At 72.2% G+C, this 15,821-nt stretch carries 12 protein-coding genes and 2 pseudogenes; 6 read left to right on the top strand and 8 right to left on the bottom strand.

Translation table 11 applies throughout. The annotated features are described in order from the left end of the window. Positions 1-60: 60 nt before the first annotated feature. The 7 genes and pseudogenes from ABEA87_RS07555 to ABEA87_RS07525 all read right to left on the bottom strand — a co-directional run bounded on the left by ABEA87_RS07555 (position 61) and on the right by ABEA87_RS07525 (position 8,548). Entirely contained in the window at positions 61-1,377 is a 1,317-nt protein-coding gene (locus tag ABEA87_RS07555; protein ID WP_345627318.1) for a lipopolysaccharide biosynthesis protein, read from the bottom strand. Next, positions 1,374-2,075, bottom strand: coding sequence for a glycosyltransferase family 2 protein (locus tag ABEA87_RS07550; protein WP_345627316.1), 702 nt, complete (start codon positions 2,073-2,075; stop codon positions 1,374-1,376). The genes ABEA87_RS07555 and ABEA87_RS07550 overlap by 4 nt, the downstream gene beginning before the upstream one ends. After that, positions 2,072-2,416, bottom strand: coding sequence for a DUF2304 domain-containing protein (locus ABEA87_RS07545; RefSeq protein WP_345627314.1), 345 nt, complete (start codon positions 2,414-2,416; stop codon positions 2,072-2,074). Before ABEA87_RS07545 ends, ABEA87_RS07550 begins: the two co-directional genes overlap by 4 nt. 10 nt (positions 2,417-2,426) lie before the next feature. Then, the gene (gene rfbD, locus ABEA87_RS07540; RefSeq protein WP_345627312.1) at positions 2,427-3,323 is read right to left on the bottom strand and encodes a dTDP-4-dehydrorhamnose reductase; all 897 of its coding nucleotides are present in this window, start codon (positions 3,321-3,323) and stop codon (positions 2,427-2,429) included. A gap of 164 nt (positions 3,324-3,487) precedes the next feature. Further along, positions 3,488-4,462: pseudogene (gene rfbB / locus ABEA87_RS07535) on the bottom strand (dTDP-glucose 4,6-dehydratase); the annotation flags it as partial. A gap of 45 nt (positions 4,463-4,507) precedes the next feature. Continuing rightward, positions 4,508-6,520, bottom strand: a complete 2,013-nt coding sequence (locus tag ABEA87_RS07530; protein WP_345627310.1) for a hypothetical protein — start codon at positions 6,518-6,520, stop codon at positions 4,508-4,510. A 51-nt stretch (positions 6,521-6,571) separates the two neighbouring features. Beyond that, a complete protein-coding gene (locus ABEA87_RS07525; RefSeq protein ID WP_345627309.1) occupies positions 6,572-8,548 on the bottom strand; it encodes a hypothetical protein in 1,977 nt (658 codons plus the stop codon). 231 nt (positions 8,549-8,779) lie between these two features. Here ABEA87_RS07525 and rfbA point away from each other — a divergent pair, with 231 nt between their 5' ends. From rfbA to ABEA87_RS07505, 4 genes are all read left to right on the top strand, one after another. After that, a complete protein-coding gene (gene rfbA / locus ABEA87_RS07520) occupies positions 8,780-9,664 on the top strand; it encodes a glucose-1-phosphate thymidylyltransferase RfbA (protein WP_345627308.1) in 885 nt (294 codons plus the stop codon). A 127-nt stretch (positions 9,665-9,791) separates the two neighbouring features. Further along, on the top strand, positions 9,792-10,544 hold the full coding sequence (locus tag ABEA87_RS07515) for a class I SAM-dependent methyltransferase (protein ID WP_345627306.1): 753 nt from the start codon (positions 9,792-9,794) through the stop codon (positions 10,542-10,544). Positions 10,545-10,828: 284 nt separating this feature from the next. Then, positions 10,829-12,187: a Pup--protein ligase gene (gene pafA, locus ABEA87_RS07510; protein ID WP_345627305.1), complete on the top strand. Its 1,359-nt coding sequence runs from the start codon at positions 10,829-10,831 to the stop codon at positions 12,185-12,187. Between the two features lie 39 nt (positions 12,188-12,226). Continuing rightward, entirely contained in the window at positions 12,227-12,421 is a 195-nt protein-coding gene (locus ABEA87_RS07505; RefSeq protein WP_345627379.1) for a hypothetical protein, read from the top strand. A 154-nt stretch (positions 12,422-12,575) separates the two neighbouring features. Here the strand turns inward: ABEA87_RS07505 and ABEA87_RS07500 are convergent. Continuing rightward, a pseudogene (locus ABEA87_RS07500) lies at positions 12,576-13,646 on the bottom strand (DUF3866 family protein); the annotation flags it as partial. Between the two features lie 107 nt (positions 13,647-13,753). Here ABEA87_RS07500 and ABEA87_RS07495 point away from each other — a divergent pair. Then, positions 13,754-14,851 carry a helix-turn-helix transcriptional regulator gene (locus ABEA87_RS07495; RefSeq protein WP_345627304.1) on the top strand — a complete coding sequence of 366 codons (1,098 nt, stop codon included), beginning with the start codon at positions 13,754-13,756 and terminating at the stop codon, positions 14,849-14,851. After that, complete coding sequence (locus tag ABEA87_RS07490; RefSeq protein ID WP_345627302.1) at positions 14,851-15,810, top strand: helix-turn-helix transcriptional regulator; 960 nt, start codon at positions 14,851-14,853, stop codon at positions 15,808-15,810. Before ABEA87_RS07495 ends, ABEA87_RS07490 begins: the two co-directional genes overlap by 1 nt. Positions 15,811-15,821 lie beyond the last annotated feature (11 nt).

The following is a 15,821-nucleotide window of genomic DNA, read 5'->3' as shown; positions in this document are numbered from 1 at the left end:
GTGACAGACGAACAGCAGGTCACCGCGTGACCCGGATGGCTTCGCGTCGGGGGTCGAGGTTCAGCGCCGGATGCGCTGGCCGGACACTCCCGCGATCACCGCGTCGGACAGTTCGGCCTGGGCGGCGGTCTGGGCGGACCGGCGCAGCACCGCCCCCACCAGGATCAGCGCCACCACCACCGAACCGACCGTGTACGCCCATTCGACCCGCAGCCGCACGTCGATCGGCAGCGCGGTGACCGCGACCAGCGCCACCGTGCCGCCGAGCCAGGCCCAGGTCTGGTCGCGGTGGCGGCCGAGCGCCACCACCGCCTGGCCAAGAACCTGCGCGATCAGGTAGGCCGCGGTACCGAGGGAGAGCACCGCGAAGTCGACGTCGCCCAGCACCTTGTCGGCGGCGAACAGGAAGTGCAGCAGCCACGGCCCGAGCACGATGAGCGGCACGCCGCCGGCCACCGCGAGCGCGAGCACGATGCCGCAGGCGCGCATCAGCAGCCGGCGGAAACCGCCGCGGTCACCGGTCGCCGCGGCCACCGACAGCCCGGGCATCAGCGACGCCTGCATCGAGCCGAAGATGAACAGCGGGATGCGCACCAGGGTCAACGCGGACAGCAGCGCGCCGGCCAGCGACACGGCGTTGGGCGCGAGCAGCTTCACGTTGATGACGGCGATGTTCACCACGACCTGGGCGAGCAGCATCGACGCCATCAGCGGGCCCACCCGGCGGGCGAACTCCGACCAGGCCAGCGGTTCGCCCGGGGCCAGCGCGGACCGCACGGCCGGCGCCGTGGCCAGCACCGAGATGATCGGGGCGACCATGAGGATCAGGCCGAACAGCACGACGGAGTGCACGCCGGCCACGAACAGCACCGCGGCCATCACGATGCGCAGGCCGCCGTCGATGGCCAGCTGGGCGCCGTAGGCGCCGAACCGGCCGGTACCGGCCAGCACGCCCCGGGTCGGGTACTGCAGGGCCAGCCCGAAGAAGCCGCCGGCCATCACCGCCACCAGGGTGCGATCGCCGTTGAACAACTTGTCGGCCATGATCGGCCCGAACACCACCAGCAGCACGCACACCGCGACGAACAGCCCCAGGGCCAGCGCCACGGCGCGCCGGAACGCCGAGACGCTCGCCCCCTGACTTCCGGCGGCCCGGCGGGCCGACACCACCCGGGTGAGTTCCTGCTCGATCGGGAAGTACAGGCCGAGCCCGATCGTGAACACGATCGACCAGAGCACCGCGAACGAGTCGTTGTGGTGGCCCTTGAGGGCGTGGCCCGCGATCGAGATGTGCACGTACGAGGCGAGTCCGAGCACCACCAGGCCGCTGCCCACCGCGACCGTACCGGGTGGCAGCAGGTTGAGCAGCCGCCTCACTTGCGAACCATCGACAGACAGAAGATGAGCGCGGCCCGCGCCAGGTAGACCGTCGACTTGATCGGGGAGTGGCTCGGCGTGCCGGCCTGGCGGGGGCGCATGGTGACCGGCACCTGCACGATCCGGTACTCGTTGCGTAACAGTCGTACCAGAACCTCGATCGTGTCCCCCAGATACTCCACCGGGTACCAGTGCGCGAACAGCTCGACGGTGCGGCGGTTCGCGGCCCGGAACCCGGACGTGGTGTCGGTCAGCTTCGCGTGCGCCATCCGCGACAGGGCGATGGACAGCAGCGTCATCGCCCACTTGCGGGGGCCGTGCACGTTGTAGTCGCCCTCGCCGGCGAACCGGGCGCCGATGACGAAGTCGGCGTCGTCCAGCGCGTCCACCAGCTTGGGCACGTAGCGCGGGTCGTGCTGCCCGTCGGCGTCGATCTGGATGACCACGTCGTAGTGGTTCTCGTACCCGTACCGGTAGCCCAGCCGCATCGCGCCGCCCACGCCCAGGTTGTACGGCAGCCGGGCCACCGTCGCCCCCGCCTGCGCGGCCATCTCGTGCGTGCGGTCCTTGGACCCGTCGTCAACCACGAGCACGCCCACCCCGGGCAGCTCGCCGCGCACCTCGCGCACGACGTCGGCGACGCTGGCCTCCTCGTTCCAGGCCGGGATGACGATCAGCACCCGCTTCCCGTTGATCATTGGTTCACCCGCTCTCGCAACTCCGTGCGCAGCAGGGCGATGTCCTCGGCCAGGGTCCGGGTCTCCTCCTCCAGCCGGCTGACCTCCCAGCTCAGGTGGATGCAGACCACCAGGAGGAAGACCACGGCCAGGAACAGCACGAGGCTGACGCCGCTGGCCACCCCGATCGCGCGGGACAGCGGGTTGAGCACGCTGGGGAACAGCGCGAGTGGGATCACGACGATGCCCACCACGCCCCAGAGAACCGCGTACTTCTCTCGGAGCTGTCTGCGACGAACCAGCTCGAAGATGAACACCAACACGGCGAGGCCGCTGATGGCGGTCAGAATCGTGAGCTTCACCGTGCCTCTTTCACTGCGGTGCCCGTTGGGCGGAACGGATCAGGGCAGGATCGAATCGCGGCAACGCGCTCGAAAGCATGTCCCGCCAGTCGGGTAGTGCAGGAAGACCGGCCAACGTCCACCGGTCGTGTCCGAGCACACTGTACCGGGGCCGCGGAGCCGGTCGCGGGAACCTGTCCGTGGTGATTGGTCGGACTCGTTCCGGATCGAGTCCGGCCTCCTCGAACACCGCTCGAGCCAGCCCGTACCAGCTGGTCTGCCCGGTGGCGGTGCCGTGGTACACGCCGGGCTCGGCCTCCCCCGCGACCGCCCGGCCGGCCAGCGCGACCAGCTGCGCGGCCAGCCCGTGCGTCCAGGTGGGCTGCCCCTCCTGGTCGGCGACCACCTCGACGGTCTCCCGCTGAGCGGCCAACCGCAGCATGGTGGCGACGAAGTTCTTGCCGTGCGCGCCGTAGAGCCAGGCGGTGCGCACCACGTACCCGCGGCCCGGCAGCGTCTCGAGCACCGCCCGCTCGGCGACCAGCTTGCCGCGCCCGTACGCGTTCAGCGGGGCGGTGGGTGCCGACTCCGGGTACGGGCTGGTGGCGTCGCCGGCGAACACGTAGTCCGTGGACACCTGGATGAGGAACGCCCCGCTGGCCGCGCACAGGTCGGCGAGGTCGGCCACGGCGTGCCCATTGACCGCGGTGGCGGCGACCTCGTCGGCCTCGGCCCCGTCCACGTCGGTCCAGGCCGCCGCGTTGATCACGACGTCGTGGCCGGTCACCGCGTCGGCGAGCGCCGCGCGGTCGAGCAGGTCCAGGTCGGCCCGGGCCAGCGCGCTGACCTCGGTCTCGCCGGCCTCGGCGAGCACCCCGCGCAGTTCCCGGCCGAGCATCCCGTTGGCGCCCGTGACGAGCCAGCGCATCAGCCGCTGCCCTCGCCCGCCATGCCGGCCGTCCCGGCCCCGCCGGTCGGCCCGGCGCCGCCGGCGACCCCGTCCGCCGGTCCGGTGTTCGCGTTGCCCGCCCGGCTACCGGCGACCCGGCCCGAGCCCTCCGCGTCCGGCGTCGCCGGCCCGACGGGCAGCGCGGCGCCCGCCTTGAGCGGCTCCCACCAGTCGCGGTGCTCGGCGTACCAGCGGACCGTGGCGGCCAGCCCGGACTCGAAGTCGACCTGGGGCCGGTAGCCCAGCTCGTTGCTGATCTTGCTGATGTCCAGGGAATACCGCCGGTCATGCCCCTTGCGGTCGGCCACCGGCTCGACGCTGTCCCAGCCGGCCCCGCACGCCTCGAGCAGGCGCTCGGTCAGCTGCCGGTTGGTCAGCTCGGTGCCCCCACCGATGTTGTAGACCTCGCCGGCCCGACCCTTCTCCAGCGCCAGCTGGATGCCCAGGCAGTGGTCGTCGACGTGCAGCCAGTCCCGGATGTTGCCGCCGTCGCCGTACAGCGGGATCTTGCGGCCGTCCAGCAGGTTCGTCACGAACAGCGGGATGACCTTCTCCGGGAACTGGTAGTGGCCGTAGTTGTTCGAGCACCGGGTGACCACGACCTCCAGGCCGTGGGTCCGGTAGGCGGCCAGGGCCAGCAGGTCCGAGCCGGCCTTGGAGGCGGAGTACGGCGAGTTGGGCGTCAGCGGCCACGACTCGGTCCAGGAGCCCTCCTCGATCGAGCCGTACACCTCGTCGGTGGACACGTGCACGAACCGGTCGACGCCGGCCAGTCGGGCCGCGTCCAGCAGCAGCTGGGTGCCCAGCACGTTGGTGGTCACGAACGGCGCGGCGCCCAGGATCGACCGGTCGACGTGCGACTCGGCGGCGAAGTGCACCACGGCGGTGTGCCGGGGCATCAGCTCGGCCAGCAGCGTCGCGTCGCAGATGTCGCCCCGCACGAAGGTCAGCCGCGGATCATCGCGAAATTCGCGAAGATTATCCGGATTGCCGGAGTAGGTGAGCTTGTCCAGCACTGTCACTTCGGCGCCGGCCATGCTCGGGTACCTGCCCGACAGGATGGCGCGCACGTAGTTCGATCCAATAAACCCGGCTCCGCCGGTGACAAGGACTCTCACGAGGGCCAAAGTTTAGCGGACGGTCGGGTGAGAGGGTGGCAACGGTCACTGACGGCGCAGGTTGTGGAGGTCGTCGACCTCCAATTGCAGGTCAGGCCGGAGGATGGCCAGGCTCTCCAGCTCGATCAGGATGGTCGGATCGCTGGTTACCACCCGGTAGTGCCGGCCCGGGTCCGAGATGAGGTACTCCTCGTACTGGTAGAAGCCGTGCATGGTGAACGTCTTCGGGTAGACCTGCCACGCCGCGCCGTACTGGCGCTGCAGCATCCAGGTGTAGAAGGTCGCCAGGTTGTCGGTCTGCTGGTCGGTGGCGATAAGGGTGATCTTGCCGCCCGCGTCGGGAATCGCGTTCGCGACCGTGACCGCCGCCATGGCCGGCTGGGTGACCGCCAACTGCCCGCCGACCAGCAGCCGGCCCGGGCTGGTCCCGTACGCCGGGTCGTGGAACTGGGCGTCCGCCTGCTGCTGGGGGTCCCAGTCCAGGCCGCCGAGCATGGCCGAGGGGACCAGGCCCAGCAGCAGCGCGCCGGCGGCCAGCGCGACCCGGGAGCGCAGGCCGATGATCAGCCGTTGGGCCAGCCCGGCGGCGGCGCCGCTGGCGACCAGCATCAGCACGATCAGGGTGTGCAGCGACTTCTCGAAGAAGTACAGCGTGTGGCCGACCTCGCCGACCTCGTAGAGCCCGACGCCGAGGGTCAGCGCGGCGGCGCCGGTGGCGGAGACCGCCATGATCCGTGCCGCCGGTGAGCGCCACCAGGAGCGGGTCGCCGCGCCCCCCACCGCCACCAGCGCGGCCAGGCCGAGCAGGGGGCCGCGCTGCACCCGGGCCACGCCGAAGTCCTGCAGCAGCACCCCCAGCGACAGGGCCTGCTCGTGGCCGGCGGCCACCCGCAGGACCAGGCAGGCCAGGGCGCCGGCGACAGTGACCGCGCCGACCAGCACCCGGTGGCGCGCCAGCCGGCGCCGGTACACCCAGGCGTAGCCCAGCACGGCCACGGCCACCACCGGCAGCAGGATGTAGTAGCAGTACGCGACCGCGACCACCAGCGCGGCCACGATCAGTACCTGCTCCCGGGTGTCCGGCAGCGGCCGGACCAGCACCCCGACCAGCAGGGCGAGGAACGCCAGCCCGGCGATCTCCGGGAAGAAGCCGTAGGTGTAGGCCGTGATCAGCGAGCCGAACAGCAGGTACCCGGCGCACAGCCCGGCCACGGGCAGGAACGCCACCGCCCGCACGCCCGGCCCGGCCAGCCGGCGGGCCGCCCAGATCACGGCCAGCACCAGGAACAGGTAGTTGAACTGGTCGTAGTAGAGGAAGTGACTCATCGACGTCACCGGCGCCCCGGGGCTCGACGACGAGCTCAGGAAGCCGTCCACCACGGCGGCCAGCAGGTGGGCGCCCTGCGGGTATGCCAGGTCCGACGGGGCGATGCTGCCGGCGGCCGCCGCCCGGTGCAGGAACACGTACCCGCCGACCCGCCGGATGGTGTCGAACATGGCGAAGTGCCGGGCGAGATCCTCACCCCTGATCACCGTGCCCAGCCGCACCGCCATGCCCGCGCCCAGGGTGGGCCTGGTGAAGAGGTAGGCCACCGCGGCGACCGGCAGCAGCACCGCCAGGTCGATGAGGCGCGGCCGCCTCCAGCGGCCTGGCAGGCCGCCCCGCACCGCGGCGACCAGCACCAGGCCGGTCAGCGCGCAGCCGCCGAGCACCTGGGGCCGCAGGTGGCCGGGCGTGAACGACAGGCCCAGCGCCGCGACGCAGGTCAGGCCGGCCAGCAGGGCGACGGACAGCATCAGCCGGTCCAGCAGGGAGCCGGCCCCGCGCAGGCTCGCGCCGGTACCCGCGACGACCAGCAGCAGGGTCAGCGCGTCGGCGTGCGCCAGGTGGGCCAGCAGCGCCAGCAGCCACACCCCGGCCACCTTGGCCGCCGTGGCGGTGATCCGCCGCCCGAGATCGTGCCCCCACCAGGGGCCCGACGGGGCAGGCGGTACCGCGGCGGCCGGCGTGTCGGCTGCCGTGAGTTGCCGGTTGGTCACCGGGCCGTTCATGGTCATCGCTGATGCCCCTTGGTGGGATGGCCGAGGGGTATGGCGTGGATTGCCTGCTTACGACAATTTAGACAGATCTACCAGGCGTAATGGCAGCGAGGGGTGGTGGGCCTGCATCCAGCGAATGAATGTCGTCGTCGTCGTGGTCGTCGTCACCGCCTCTATCGGTTCCCTGATGTTTAGTAGCACGGTCTGGAGCGTGGCCGGATCGGTCTGGACGAGGTTGGCAGGCGTGTCGTAGAGCGCCCGGTAGACGCCGGGCCGCACGCCGCGCTGCAGCACGGACACGAACAGGGTCAGATCGTACTGATGTAGACCGATATCGGCGAAGACCAGGGTGACCTCGCCGGGCCGGGGCGGGTGGTCGGAATAGATCGCCGCCACCGTCCGTCCGGCCGCGGCCCTGGTGAGGTCGCCCCGCGCCCAGGACCGCCCCCAGTTGCTGTGCTCGGAGTCCACCCGGGGCCGGAACGGCGAGTCCCCGTTGACCACGCCCAGCGCCGCCAGCGTCGAGGTGGCCAGCAGTAACGGGGGCAGGCCGGAGGCCAGCCGGCGGCGCAGCGCGGGGCGGGCCGGGCAGCGTGCCGGCGCCGGTACCAGCCTGGCCAGCACCCCGACGCCGGCCAGCAGGCCGATCTCGAGGGCGTGCAGCGACTTCTCGAAGTAGTAGCCGGTCTCGCCCCGGGTGGCGACCTGGTACCCGCCCAGCGCGGCGGAGAACAGCGCCATCGACGCGATGGCCACCCCGTACCGGCGCCAGACTCGGGCGCGCCGGCCGGACCGGGTCAGCGCCCCGGCCATGATCGCGAGGGTGAGCGCGAGCAGGACATCCCGGCTGTTGTGGATGCTGGCCGGCGCGCTCAGCGCGGTGGCGGCCCTGCCGAGCAGGGTGCCCACCGCCGGACCGACCAGCGCCAGCGCGGTGGCCAGCGCCGCGACGGCCACGGTGAACGCCGGCCGCCCGCGCATCCGGCGCCGGCAAGCCAGCAGCCACAGCCCGGCGCCGATCGCGGCACCGGGCAGGTAGAGGTAGTAGCCGAAGCCGATGCCCACCAGCAGGGCGCAGACGATCACCAACTGGGTGCGGATCCCGGGCAGCGGCCGGGCCAGCACCGCGACGAGCAGGGCGACCAGGGCCAGGCCGAACACCTCGCTCGGGTAGCCCGACACGTAGTCCGAGGTCAGGTCGGTGTAGAGCACGAACGGCACCAGGAAGGCGACCACCAGCGCGGCGCGGGCGCCGACGCGCACGAGCGGGCCGCCGATCCACAGGGCGGCCCAGGCCACCGCGAGGATGAGCAGCCCGAAGGTCGCGGTGTGGAAGCCGAGGAAGTGGTCGAACGCGCTGGTGGAATTCGCGGGGGCGGGGGAGGAGCGCAGGAAGCCGTCCAGCAGCGCGGCGGTCAGGTGGAAGCCCTGCGGGTACCGGATGATGCCCTCGTACACGTACCGGTTGGCCTGGGCCGGGTCGAGGAACAGGTACCCACCCGTCGCCCGGATGCCATCGAAGATGCTGAAGTGGCGGGCCAGGTCCTCCCCGGCCATGGCCAGGCCCAACCGGTGCCCGAAGCCGCCGGTCAGGTACGGCCGGCCCAGGTACAGGGTGCCGCCGGTGGCACCGAGCAGGACCAGCGCGTCGACGAGGGCGGGCCGTGGCAGGTGGGGCCGGCGCCGCAGGACCGCGCCGAGCACGATCAGCACGGTCAGGCCGGCGCCGCCGACCCGGGGCGGGTCCAGCCCCCACGGCCAGACCGAGAACAGCAGCCCGGCCGCGCACGTGGCGCCCAGCAGCAGCGCCAGCGCGAGCACGAGCCGGTCCAGCAGGGTCCGCCCGCCGCGTAGCAGGCTCGCGGTGCCGACCAGGATCAGGGGCGGCACCAGCCAGTCGGCGCCAAGGCGGTCCGCGCCGGCCGTGGCGAGCCAGGCCAGCGCGACCAGGGCGGCCGTCCGGGCGATCGCGACGAGGAGTCGCGTCCTTCCCGACCCGGGTCGCGGGCGGAATTCCGCCGCGGGTTCCAGCAGGACCTGTGACATAAACGTCAAACCGCCTGAGTGACGAGTCCCAGTCACCGGGCGTCGGGAATCCGCCGAATCATTTGGGACGATTTGATGTTATTGGCGCCGATTATAGCTGGGGCGGCCCTTTGCCCGGTGGTGCGAAACGGCCCACGTCAACCGGACATCGGGCCGGATTCCAGGAACTCCTGGAGCCAGTATCGCCCGGGCCGCCCGGCGGGACGGGCTGTGTCCTATTAGTCTGCAGCGGTGCGTGGCATTCTTCTGGCCGGCGGGACCGGCTCCCGGCTCTGGCCGATCACCAGAGCCGTGTCAAAGCAGCTCATGCCCGTCTTCGACAAGCCCATGATCTACTACCCGCTGTCCACCCTGGTGATGGCCGGCATCCGCGACATACTGGTGATCACCACTCCGGAGGATCAGGACCAGTTCCGGCGGCTGCTCGGGGATGGCAGCCAATGGGGGCTGTCGCTGTCCTACGTCGTGCAGCCCCGTCCGGAGGGGATCGCGCAGGCCTTCGTGCTCGGCGCGGAGTTCATCGGCGACGAGTCGGTGGCGCTGATCCTGGGCGACAACATCTTCCACGGGGTGGGGCTCGGCCGGCAGCTGGTCGATCACCGCGACGTGCAGGGTGGCTGCATCTTCGCGTACCCGGTGGCCAACCCGCAGGAGTACGGCGTGGTCGAGTTCGACGCGTCGGGCAAGGTCCTGTCCATCGAGGAGAAGCCGGCCACCCCCAAGTCCAGCTACGTGGTCCCCGGCCTGTACTTCTACGACAACGCGGTGGTGGAGATCGCCAGCAAGCTGACCCCCAGCGCGCGCGGCGAGTTGGAGATCACCGCCGTCAACGAGGAGTACCGGCAGCGCGGCCAGCTGACCGTCGCGGTACTCGACCGCGGCACGGCCTGGCTGGACACGGGTACCTTCGGGTCGCTGGTGCAGGCGGCCGAGTTCGTCCGGGTGATCGAGGAACGCCAGGGCTTCAAGATCGGCTGCATCGAAGAGGCGGCGTGGGTTCAGGGGTTCCTGGATGACGACCAGTTGCGCGAGCTGGCGCAGCCGCTTCTCAAGAGCGGATATGGTACCTATCTCCTGAAGTTGTTGAATGCGCCGAGCGGTCGCCATTTCGCTTAACCGGGCGACACTTGCTCATTTACTTCCCCTACGAGAGAGCGTGTTGTCTATGGTCGACAGCGGTGTGCCGGTGCCGAGCCAGGCTCCTCCGGCTATTCCTGTACAAAGTAGAATGGAATCGTCAAACATGACTAATTCCGACACTGTGGCCCGGAATACGACCGCTCCGGCCGCGACCACCCAGGATCCGGCCGCGTCCGACCCGGCCGCCCCGGACTCGACCGTTCCGGACTCGACCGCCCCCGCCGCCGCACAGGCCGGGGCCGACGACAGCGTCGCCCGGGTCCGCAACGCCCAGACCCGGGACGAGGCGTACGCGCAGCGCCTCCAGCGCCTCGGCGGGGCCCGGTGGAAGCGGGTGCTGGACGCCCAGGCGCCGTACCGGTGGAACATCCGGCGGCTGAATCTGGGCTTCACTCTCGACGTGGGCTGCGGAATCGGCCGCAACCTGGCCCACCTCGGCAACAACGGGGTGGGCGTGGACCACAACCCCACCTCGATCGAGGTGGCCCGCCAGTCGGGGCTGACGGCGTTCACCACCGACGAGTTCCTCGCCAGCGAGTACGCCAAGCCGGGGCGGTTCGACTCGATCCTGCTGGCCCACGTGCTCGAGCACCTGCCGGAGCCGGAGGTGCGCGACATCGTCAGCATGTACCTGCCCTACGTCCGGTCGGGCGGCTCGGTCGTGTTCATCACGCCCCAGGAGCGCGGGTACGCCAGCGACGCCACGCACGTGCGGTTCGTCGGCTTCGCCGAATCGGCCGCGCTCGCCACCGCGCTGGGCCTGAACGTGTCGCGGCACTACTCGTTCCCGCTGCCCAGGGCCGCCGGGCGGATCTTCACCTACAACGAGTTCGTGGTGGTCAGCCGCAAGCCGTGAACCGGGCCGCCCGCCCGGGCGCGACCCGCCCGGGCGCGACCCGCCCGGGCGCGACCCGCCCGGGCCCGACCCGCCCGGGCCCGACCCGCCCGGGCCCGACCCGCCCGGGCCCGACCCGCCCGGGCCCGACGCGCCGGTGATCGGTTTCGTCGCCGGCGCGTCGGCCCGGCGCCGGCCGGTTCACCAGGTCGGATTGCTGCCGGAGTATGAGAACTGCGTCAGATACCCCGAATCGCTGTGGTGCAAAGTAACTACGTGGGGCTTCTGGCGGCTACTGTTCGTTCATGGATAGGCGAATCTTCGGCCTCGAGACCGAGTACGGAGTGACCTGCACGTACCGTGGCCAGCGGCGGCTGTCGCCGGACGAGGTGGCGCGCTACCTGTTCCGGCGGGTCGTCTCCTGGGGGCGTTCCAGCAACGTCTTCCTGCGCAACGGTGCCCGACTCTATCTGGACGTGGGCTCCCATCCGGAGTATGCGACGCCGGAGTGCGACTCCGTCACGGACCTGGTCATGCACGACCGGGCCGGTGAGCGGATCCTGGAAGGGCTGCTGGTCGACGCCGAGAAACGGCTGCACGACGAGGGCATCGCCGGCGAGATCTATCTGTTCAAGAACAACACCGACTCGGCCGGCAACTCCTACGGCTGCCACGAGAACTACCTGGTGTCGCGGCACGGAGAGTTCGGCCGCCTCGCCGACGTGCTCATCCCGTTCCTGGTGACCCGGCAGCTGATCTGCGGCGCCGGCAAGGTGCTGCAGACGCCCCGGGGCGCGGTGTTCTGCCTGTCCCAGCGCGCCGAGCACATCTGGGAGGGCGTCTCCTCGGCGACCACCCGGTCCCGCCCGATCATCAACACCCGGGACGAGCCGCACGCCGACGCCGAGCGCTACCGGCGGCTGCACGTGATCGTCGGTGACTCGAACATGAACGAGGTCACCACGATGCTCAAGGTCGGCAGCGCGGACATCGTGCTGCGGATGATCGAGGCGGGCGTGGTGATGCGCGACCTGACGCTGGAGAACCCGATCCGGGCGATCCGCGAGGTCTCGCACGACGTCACCGGGCGGCGCAAGGTCCGGCTGGCCAGCGGCAAGGAGGCCAGCGCGCTGGAGATCCAGCAGGAGTACTTCAGCAAGGCCAGCGACTTCGTCGACCGCCGGGGCGGGGACGGGGTGGCCAAGCGGGTCGTGGAGCTGTGGGGCAGGGTGCTCGGCGCGGTCGAGTCGGGCGACTACTCCAACGTCGACCGGGAGATCGACTGGATCACCAAGCTGAAGCTGATCGAGTCCTACCAGCGCCGGCACGACCTCCCGCTGGCCCACCCGCGGATCGCCCAGATGGACCTCGCCTACCACGACCTGCGCCGCAACCGCGGGCTCTACGCGCTGCTGGAGCGGCGCGGGCAGGTCGACCGGGTGGCCAACGACATCGAGATCTTCGAGGCCAAGGAGACCCCGCCGCAGACCACCCGCGCCCGGCTGCGCGGCGAGTTCATCAAGCACGCCCAGGAGAAGCGGCGCGACTTCACCGTCGACTGGGTGCACCTCAAGCTCAATGACCAGGCCCAGCGCACGGTGCTGTGCAAGGACCCGTTCCGGGCCTACGACGAGCGGGTGGAGCGCTTGATCGCCTCGATGTAGGGGGAGCCCCGGGGCAGGAGCTACGCTCGTCGGGTGGTCATGCCAGAGCACGAGGATTCGCACGCCTACAGCCGCATCGAGGCCCGCCGCGGCGCGGCGCAGCGGCGCCGCGACCGGATCGTGGCCGAGATCGAACGCAACCGGCGGGGCGAGTACTGGCTGCCCACCTGGGCGCTGGTCGCCATCCTGCTGGCGATAGTCCTCGGCTGGGCAGCGGTGATCATCTTCACCTGACCGGTCCGCCCCCTCGGGAGTCGGCTTCGCGCTTCCTGGGCGGTTCCTCCCCGGGCGGTGGCTACCGGGGCGTCACCGCGTCGATGTCTCGCTCGTCCCCTCCGGCGGCGCGAGGCAGCTGTGTAAGGTGCTCGCCCGCGCCGTGACCCGGGATCAGGCCGGCCGCGTGCCGCCCGGCCGCCGCGGCGGTCAGGAAGTAGGCGTGGTCGGCGTCCAGGTCCCGGCCCATCGTGGACAGCCGGACCGGCAGGGCGCGCAGCGCCTCGTCGAGCCCCGCCACCGGCACCCGGACGACCCGGTGCCGCTCGGGCAGCGAGGCCAGCGCCCGGTCGATCTCGGCGGCCAACGGCGCCGGCAGCCCGTCGGGCAGCACCAGGTCCGCCCCGGCCAGGGCGACCCGCCCGTACGCGGTCAGGCTGTGGTGGGACACGCCGTAGTGGCGCGGGCGCGGGTCGGCGTCGGAGACGCGCAGCGCGCCGATCGGCCGGCCGCCCAGCGCCGCCGCGGCGTTGACCGCCTCGCCGGCGGCCACCCCGGAGAAGCCCCAGGCGGTGCCGGTACCCAGGTTGCCCGGCCCCTGCGCGACGATCGCGACGTCGGCGCGCAGCACGTGCCTGGCCGCCAGCAGCCCGCTGTGCAGGCTGGTGGCCTCCAGGTCGCCGCCGAACGCCTGGCCCACCGTCACCACCCCGGCCAGCGACCCGGACAGGGCGTCGAGGGTGCGGGAGAACCAGGCCGGCAGGGCGCCACCGTCGGTCATCAGGTACGCCACCCGGGCATCCGGCCGGTCGGCGAGCACCCCGGCCAGGATCGCCGGTACGGCGGAGTGCAGGTCGGCGGTGACCACGGGCAGCTCGTCCAGGCTCTCGGCGGCGGCCATCACCTCGTGGTGCGGCGACGCCTCCTCCTCGACCGCCAGCAGGATCGGCTGCAGCGGCGTGTACCGCGCCTTGACCGCGTGCCCGCCGGAGCGGTCCACCGGCCCGGGCGGATCGTCCGGCAGCCGGTCGGGCAGCGCCACGACCAGGGCGTACCCGCCGGTGCCCAGGCCCATGGCCAGCGCGCCGATGTTGAGCAGCACCCGGTCGCCGGGCCGGGGCTCGCCCACCAGCGCCGGATAGGCGAGCGCGCGCAGTTCCTGGTCCCCGACCCGCACGTCCAGCTCGACCGCGCCCCGCCAGCGCCGGCGTACCGCGCCGACCGTGCCCCCGCGCCACCAAATCACCGCGCGAATATAGCGCGGACCCGATCGCCGCCCCCCGAGGGCGATCGGGTCGGCTTACCGGCCCGTCGGGCGACCGGGCCCGGCCCGGCACTGCTAGTTTCGAACACGTGTCGCGCACCCGGACCGAGCGCCTGGTCAACCTGGTGATCTGCCTGCTGTCCACGAGGCGGTTCCTGACCGCCTCGCAGATCGCGCGCACCGTGCCCGGCTACGAGCACGACCTGGACGATCCCCGCGACCACGAGGCGTTCCAGCGCAAGTTCGAGCGGGACAAGGCCGAGCTGCGGGAGCTGGGCGTGCCGCTGGAGACCGGCACCTCCAGCGTGCTGGACGCGGAGCCCGGATACCGCATCGCGCGGCGCGACTACGAGCTGCCGGACATCCCGCTGGAGCCGGACGAGGCCGCCGCGGTGGGCATCGCAGCCCGGCTGTGGCGCCACGCCGGCCTGGCCGCCGCGGCCTCCAGCGGGCTGGCCAAGCTGCGCGCCGCGGGAGTGGACGTCGATCCGGACGCCACGCTGGGCGTGGAGCCGGTGGTCACGGTGGACGCGGCGTTCGAGCCGCTGACCGCGGCCGTGCGGCACCGGGTGGCCGTGACGTTCGATTACCGCACCCCGGAGGACGACGCGGCCGCCAGCCGCCGGCTGCAGCCGTGGGGAGTGGTGTGCTGGCGGGGCCGCTGGTATGTGGTCGGCCACGACCTGGACCGGCGCGCGGAGCGGTGCTTCCGGCTGTCCCGCATCGTGGGGCAGGTGCGGCGCACCGGCCGTCCCGGCGCGTTCGAACCGCCCCGGGACGTCGACCTGATCACCTACGTGGCCAACTGGTCCGGGCCGGTGGAGCGGTCGAAGCGGGCGACGGTGCGGATCCGGCCGGGCCGGGCCGCCGGGGTGCGCCGCTGGGCCGAGCAGATCAGCGCGGGACCGGACGGCGACGTGGCGACGCTGCGCTACTCGGAGCCGGAGGGGCTGGCGTCCTGGCTGGTCGGCTACGGCGCGGACGTGGTGGTGCTCGACCCGCCGGAGGTCCGCGAGGCGGCCGTGGCCCGGCTGCGCGAGATCCTGGCCGCGCACGGCGACGCGCCCCGCCGGGACGCGCCCGCACCGGACCCGGTGAGCCCGATCCCCGGGTCGGTGCCCACCGCGGCCGGGCGCGGCCCCACGCTCGCCGCCGGCGACGGCGCCGCACGGGCGGGGGTCGCCTGATGGCCGCGCCGACATCGGCCGACCGGCTCGGCCGCCTGCTCAACCTCGTGCCCTATCTGCTGGCCCGGCCCGGCATCCGGCTGGCCGACGCGGCGGCCGATCTGGGGATCACCGAGCGGCAGCTGCGCGAGGACCTCGAGCTGCTGTGGATGTGCGGCCTGCCCGGGTACGGGCCGGGCGACCTGATCGACATGGCCTTCGACGGCGACCGGGTCACCATCACCTACGACGCGGGCATCGACCGGCCGCTGCGGCTGACCCCGGACGAGGCGCTTGCCCTGGTGGTGGCGTTGCGGATGCTCGCCGAGACGCCCGGCATGGGCCAGCGGGACGCGATCGAGCGGGCGCTGACCAAGATCGAGTCGACCGCCGGGGAGCTGGCCGACGCGCCGGTGGCGGTGCGGTCGCCGGGCAACGACGACCGGCTGGCCACCATCCGCGGCGCGGTGCAGCGGCGCCGGGCGCTGCGCATCACGTACTACACGGCCACTCGCGACGTGCTCACCGAGCGGGTGGTCGACCCGATGCGGGTGGTGGTCGCCTCCGGCCGCGCATATCTGGAGGCGTGGTGCCGCCGCGCCGAGGGGGTGCGCCTGTTCCGGGTGGACCGCATCGACCAGCTGATCGAGCTGGACTCCCCGGCCGCCCCGCCGCCCCAGGCGCAGCCCGGCCAGCTCAGCGACGGCGTCTTCAACCCCACCCCGGAGCTGCCGCTGATCACCCTGCGGGTGAGCCGCGGCGGCCGGTGGATCACCGAGTACTACCCGTGCGAGGAGATCATCGCCGAGTCGGCGGAGCACTGGCTGGTCAGCCTGCGCGCGGCCGACCTGGACTGGGCCCGCCGACTGGTGCTCGGGCTGGGGCCGGAGGTCAGCGTGGTGGCGCCGGCCGGGCTGGCCGACGCGGTGCGTGACCAGGCTCGCTCCGCCCTCGCGGCGTACGGCGCGGATCTGGGCTAGGGTCTGTGCCC

Source organism: Rugosimonospora acidiphila (assembly GCF_039543385.1).
Taxonomy (GTDB): domain Bacteria; phylum Actinomycetota; class Actinomycetes; order Mycobacteriales; family Micromonosporaceae; genus Rugosimonospora; species Rugosimonospora acidiphila.
This window is presented reverse-complemented; position numbering and strand designations above follow the sequence as displayed.

Bases quoted from the DNA above. Each gene is read 5' to 3' on its own strand.
- ABEA87_RS07550 (WP_345627316.1), bottom strand. From the start codon at position 2,075: ATGATCAACGGGAAGCGGGTGCTGATCGTCATCCCGGCCTGGAACGAG.
- rfbD (WP_345627312.1), bottom strand. From the start codon at position 3,323: ATGCGCTGGCTCGTCACGGGCGCCAACGGGATGCTCGGCCGGGAACTG.
- ABEA87_RS07530 (WP_345627310.1), bottom strand. From the start codon at position 6,520: ATGACCATGAACGGCCCGGTGACCAACCGGCAACTCACGGCAGCCGAC.
- ABEA87_RS07525 (WP_345627309.1), bottom strand. From the start codon at position 8,548: ATGTCACAGGTCCTGCTGGAACCCGCGGCGGAATTCCGCCCGCGACCC.
- ABEA87_RS07515 (WP_345627306.1), top strand. From the start codon at position 9,792: ATGACTAATTCCGACACTGTGGCCCGGAATACGACCGCTCCGGCCGCG.
- pafA (WP_345627305.1), top strand. From the start codon at position 10,829: ATGGATAGGCGAATCTTCGGCCTCGAGACCGAGTACGGAGTGACCTGC.
- ABEA87_RS07505 (WP_345627379.1), top strand. From the start codon at position 12,227: ATGCCAGAGCACGAGGATTCGCACGCCTACAGCCGCATCGAGGCCCGC.
- ABEA87_RS07490 (WP_345627302.1), top strand. From the start codon at position 14,851: ATGGCCGCGCCGACATCGGCCGACCGGCTCGGCCGCCTGCTCAACCTC.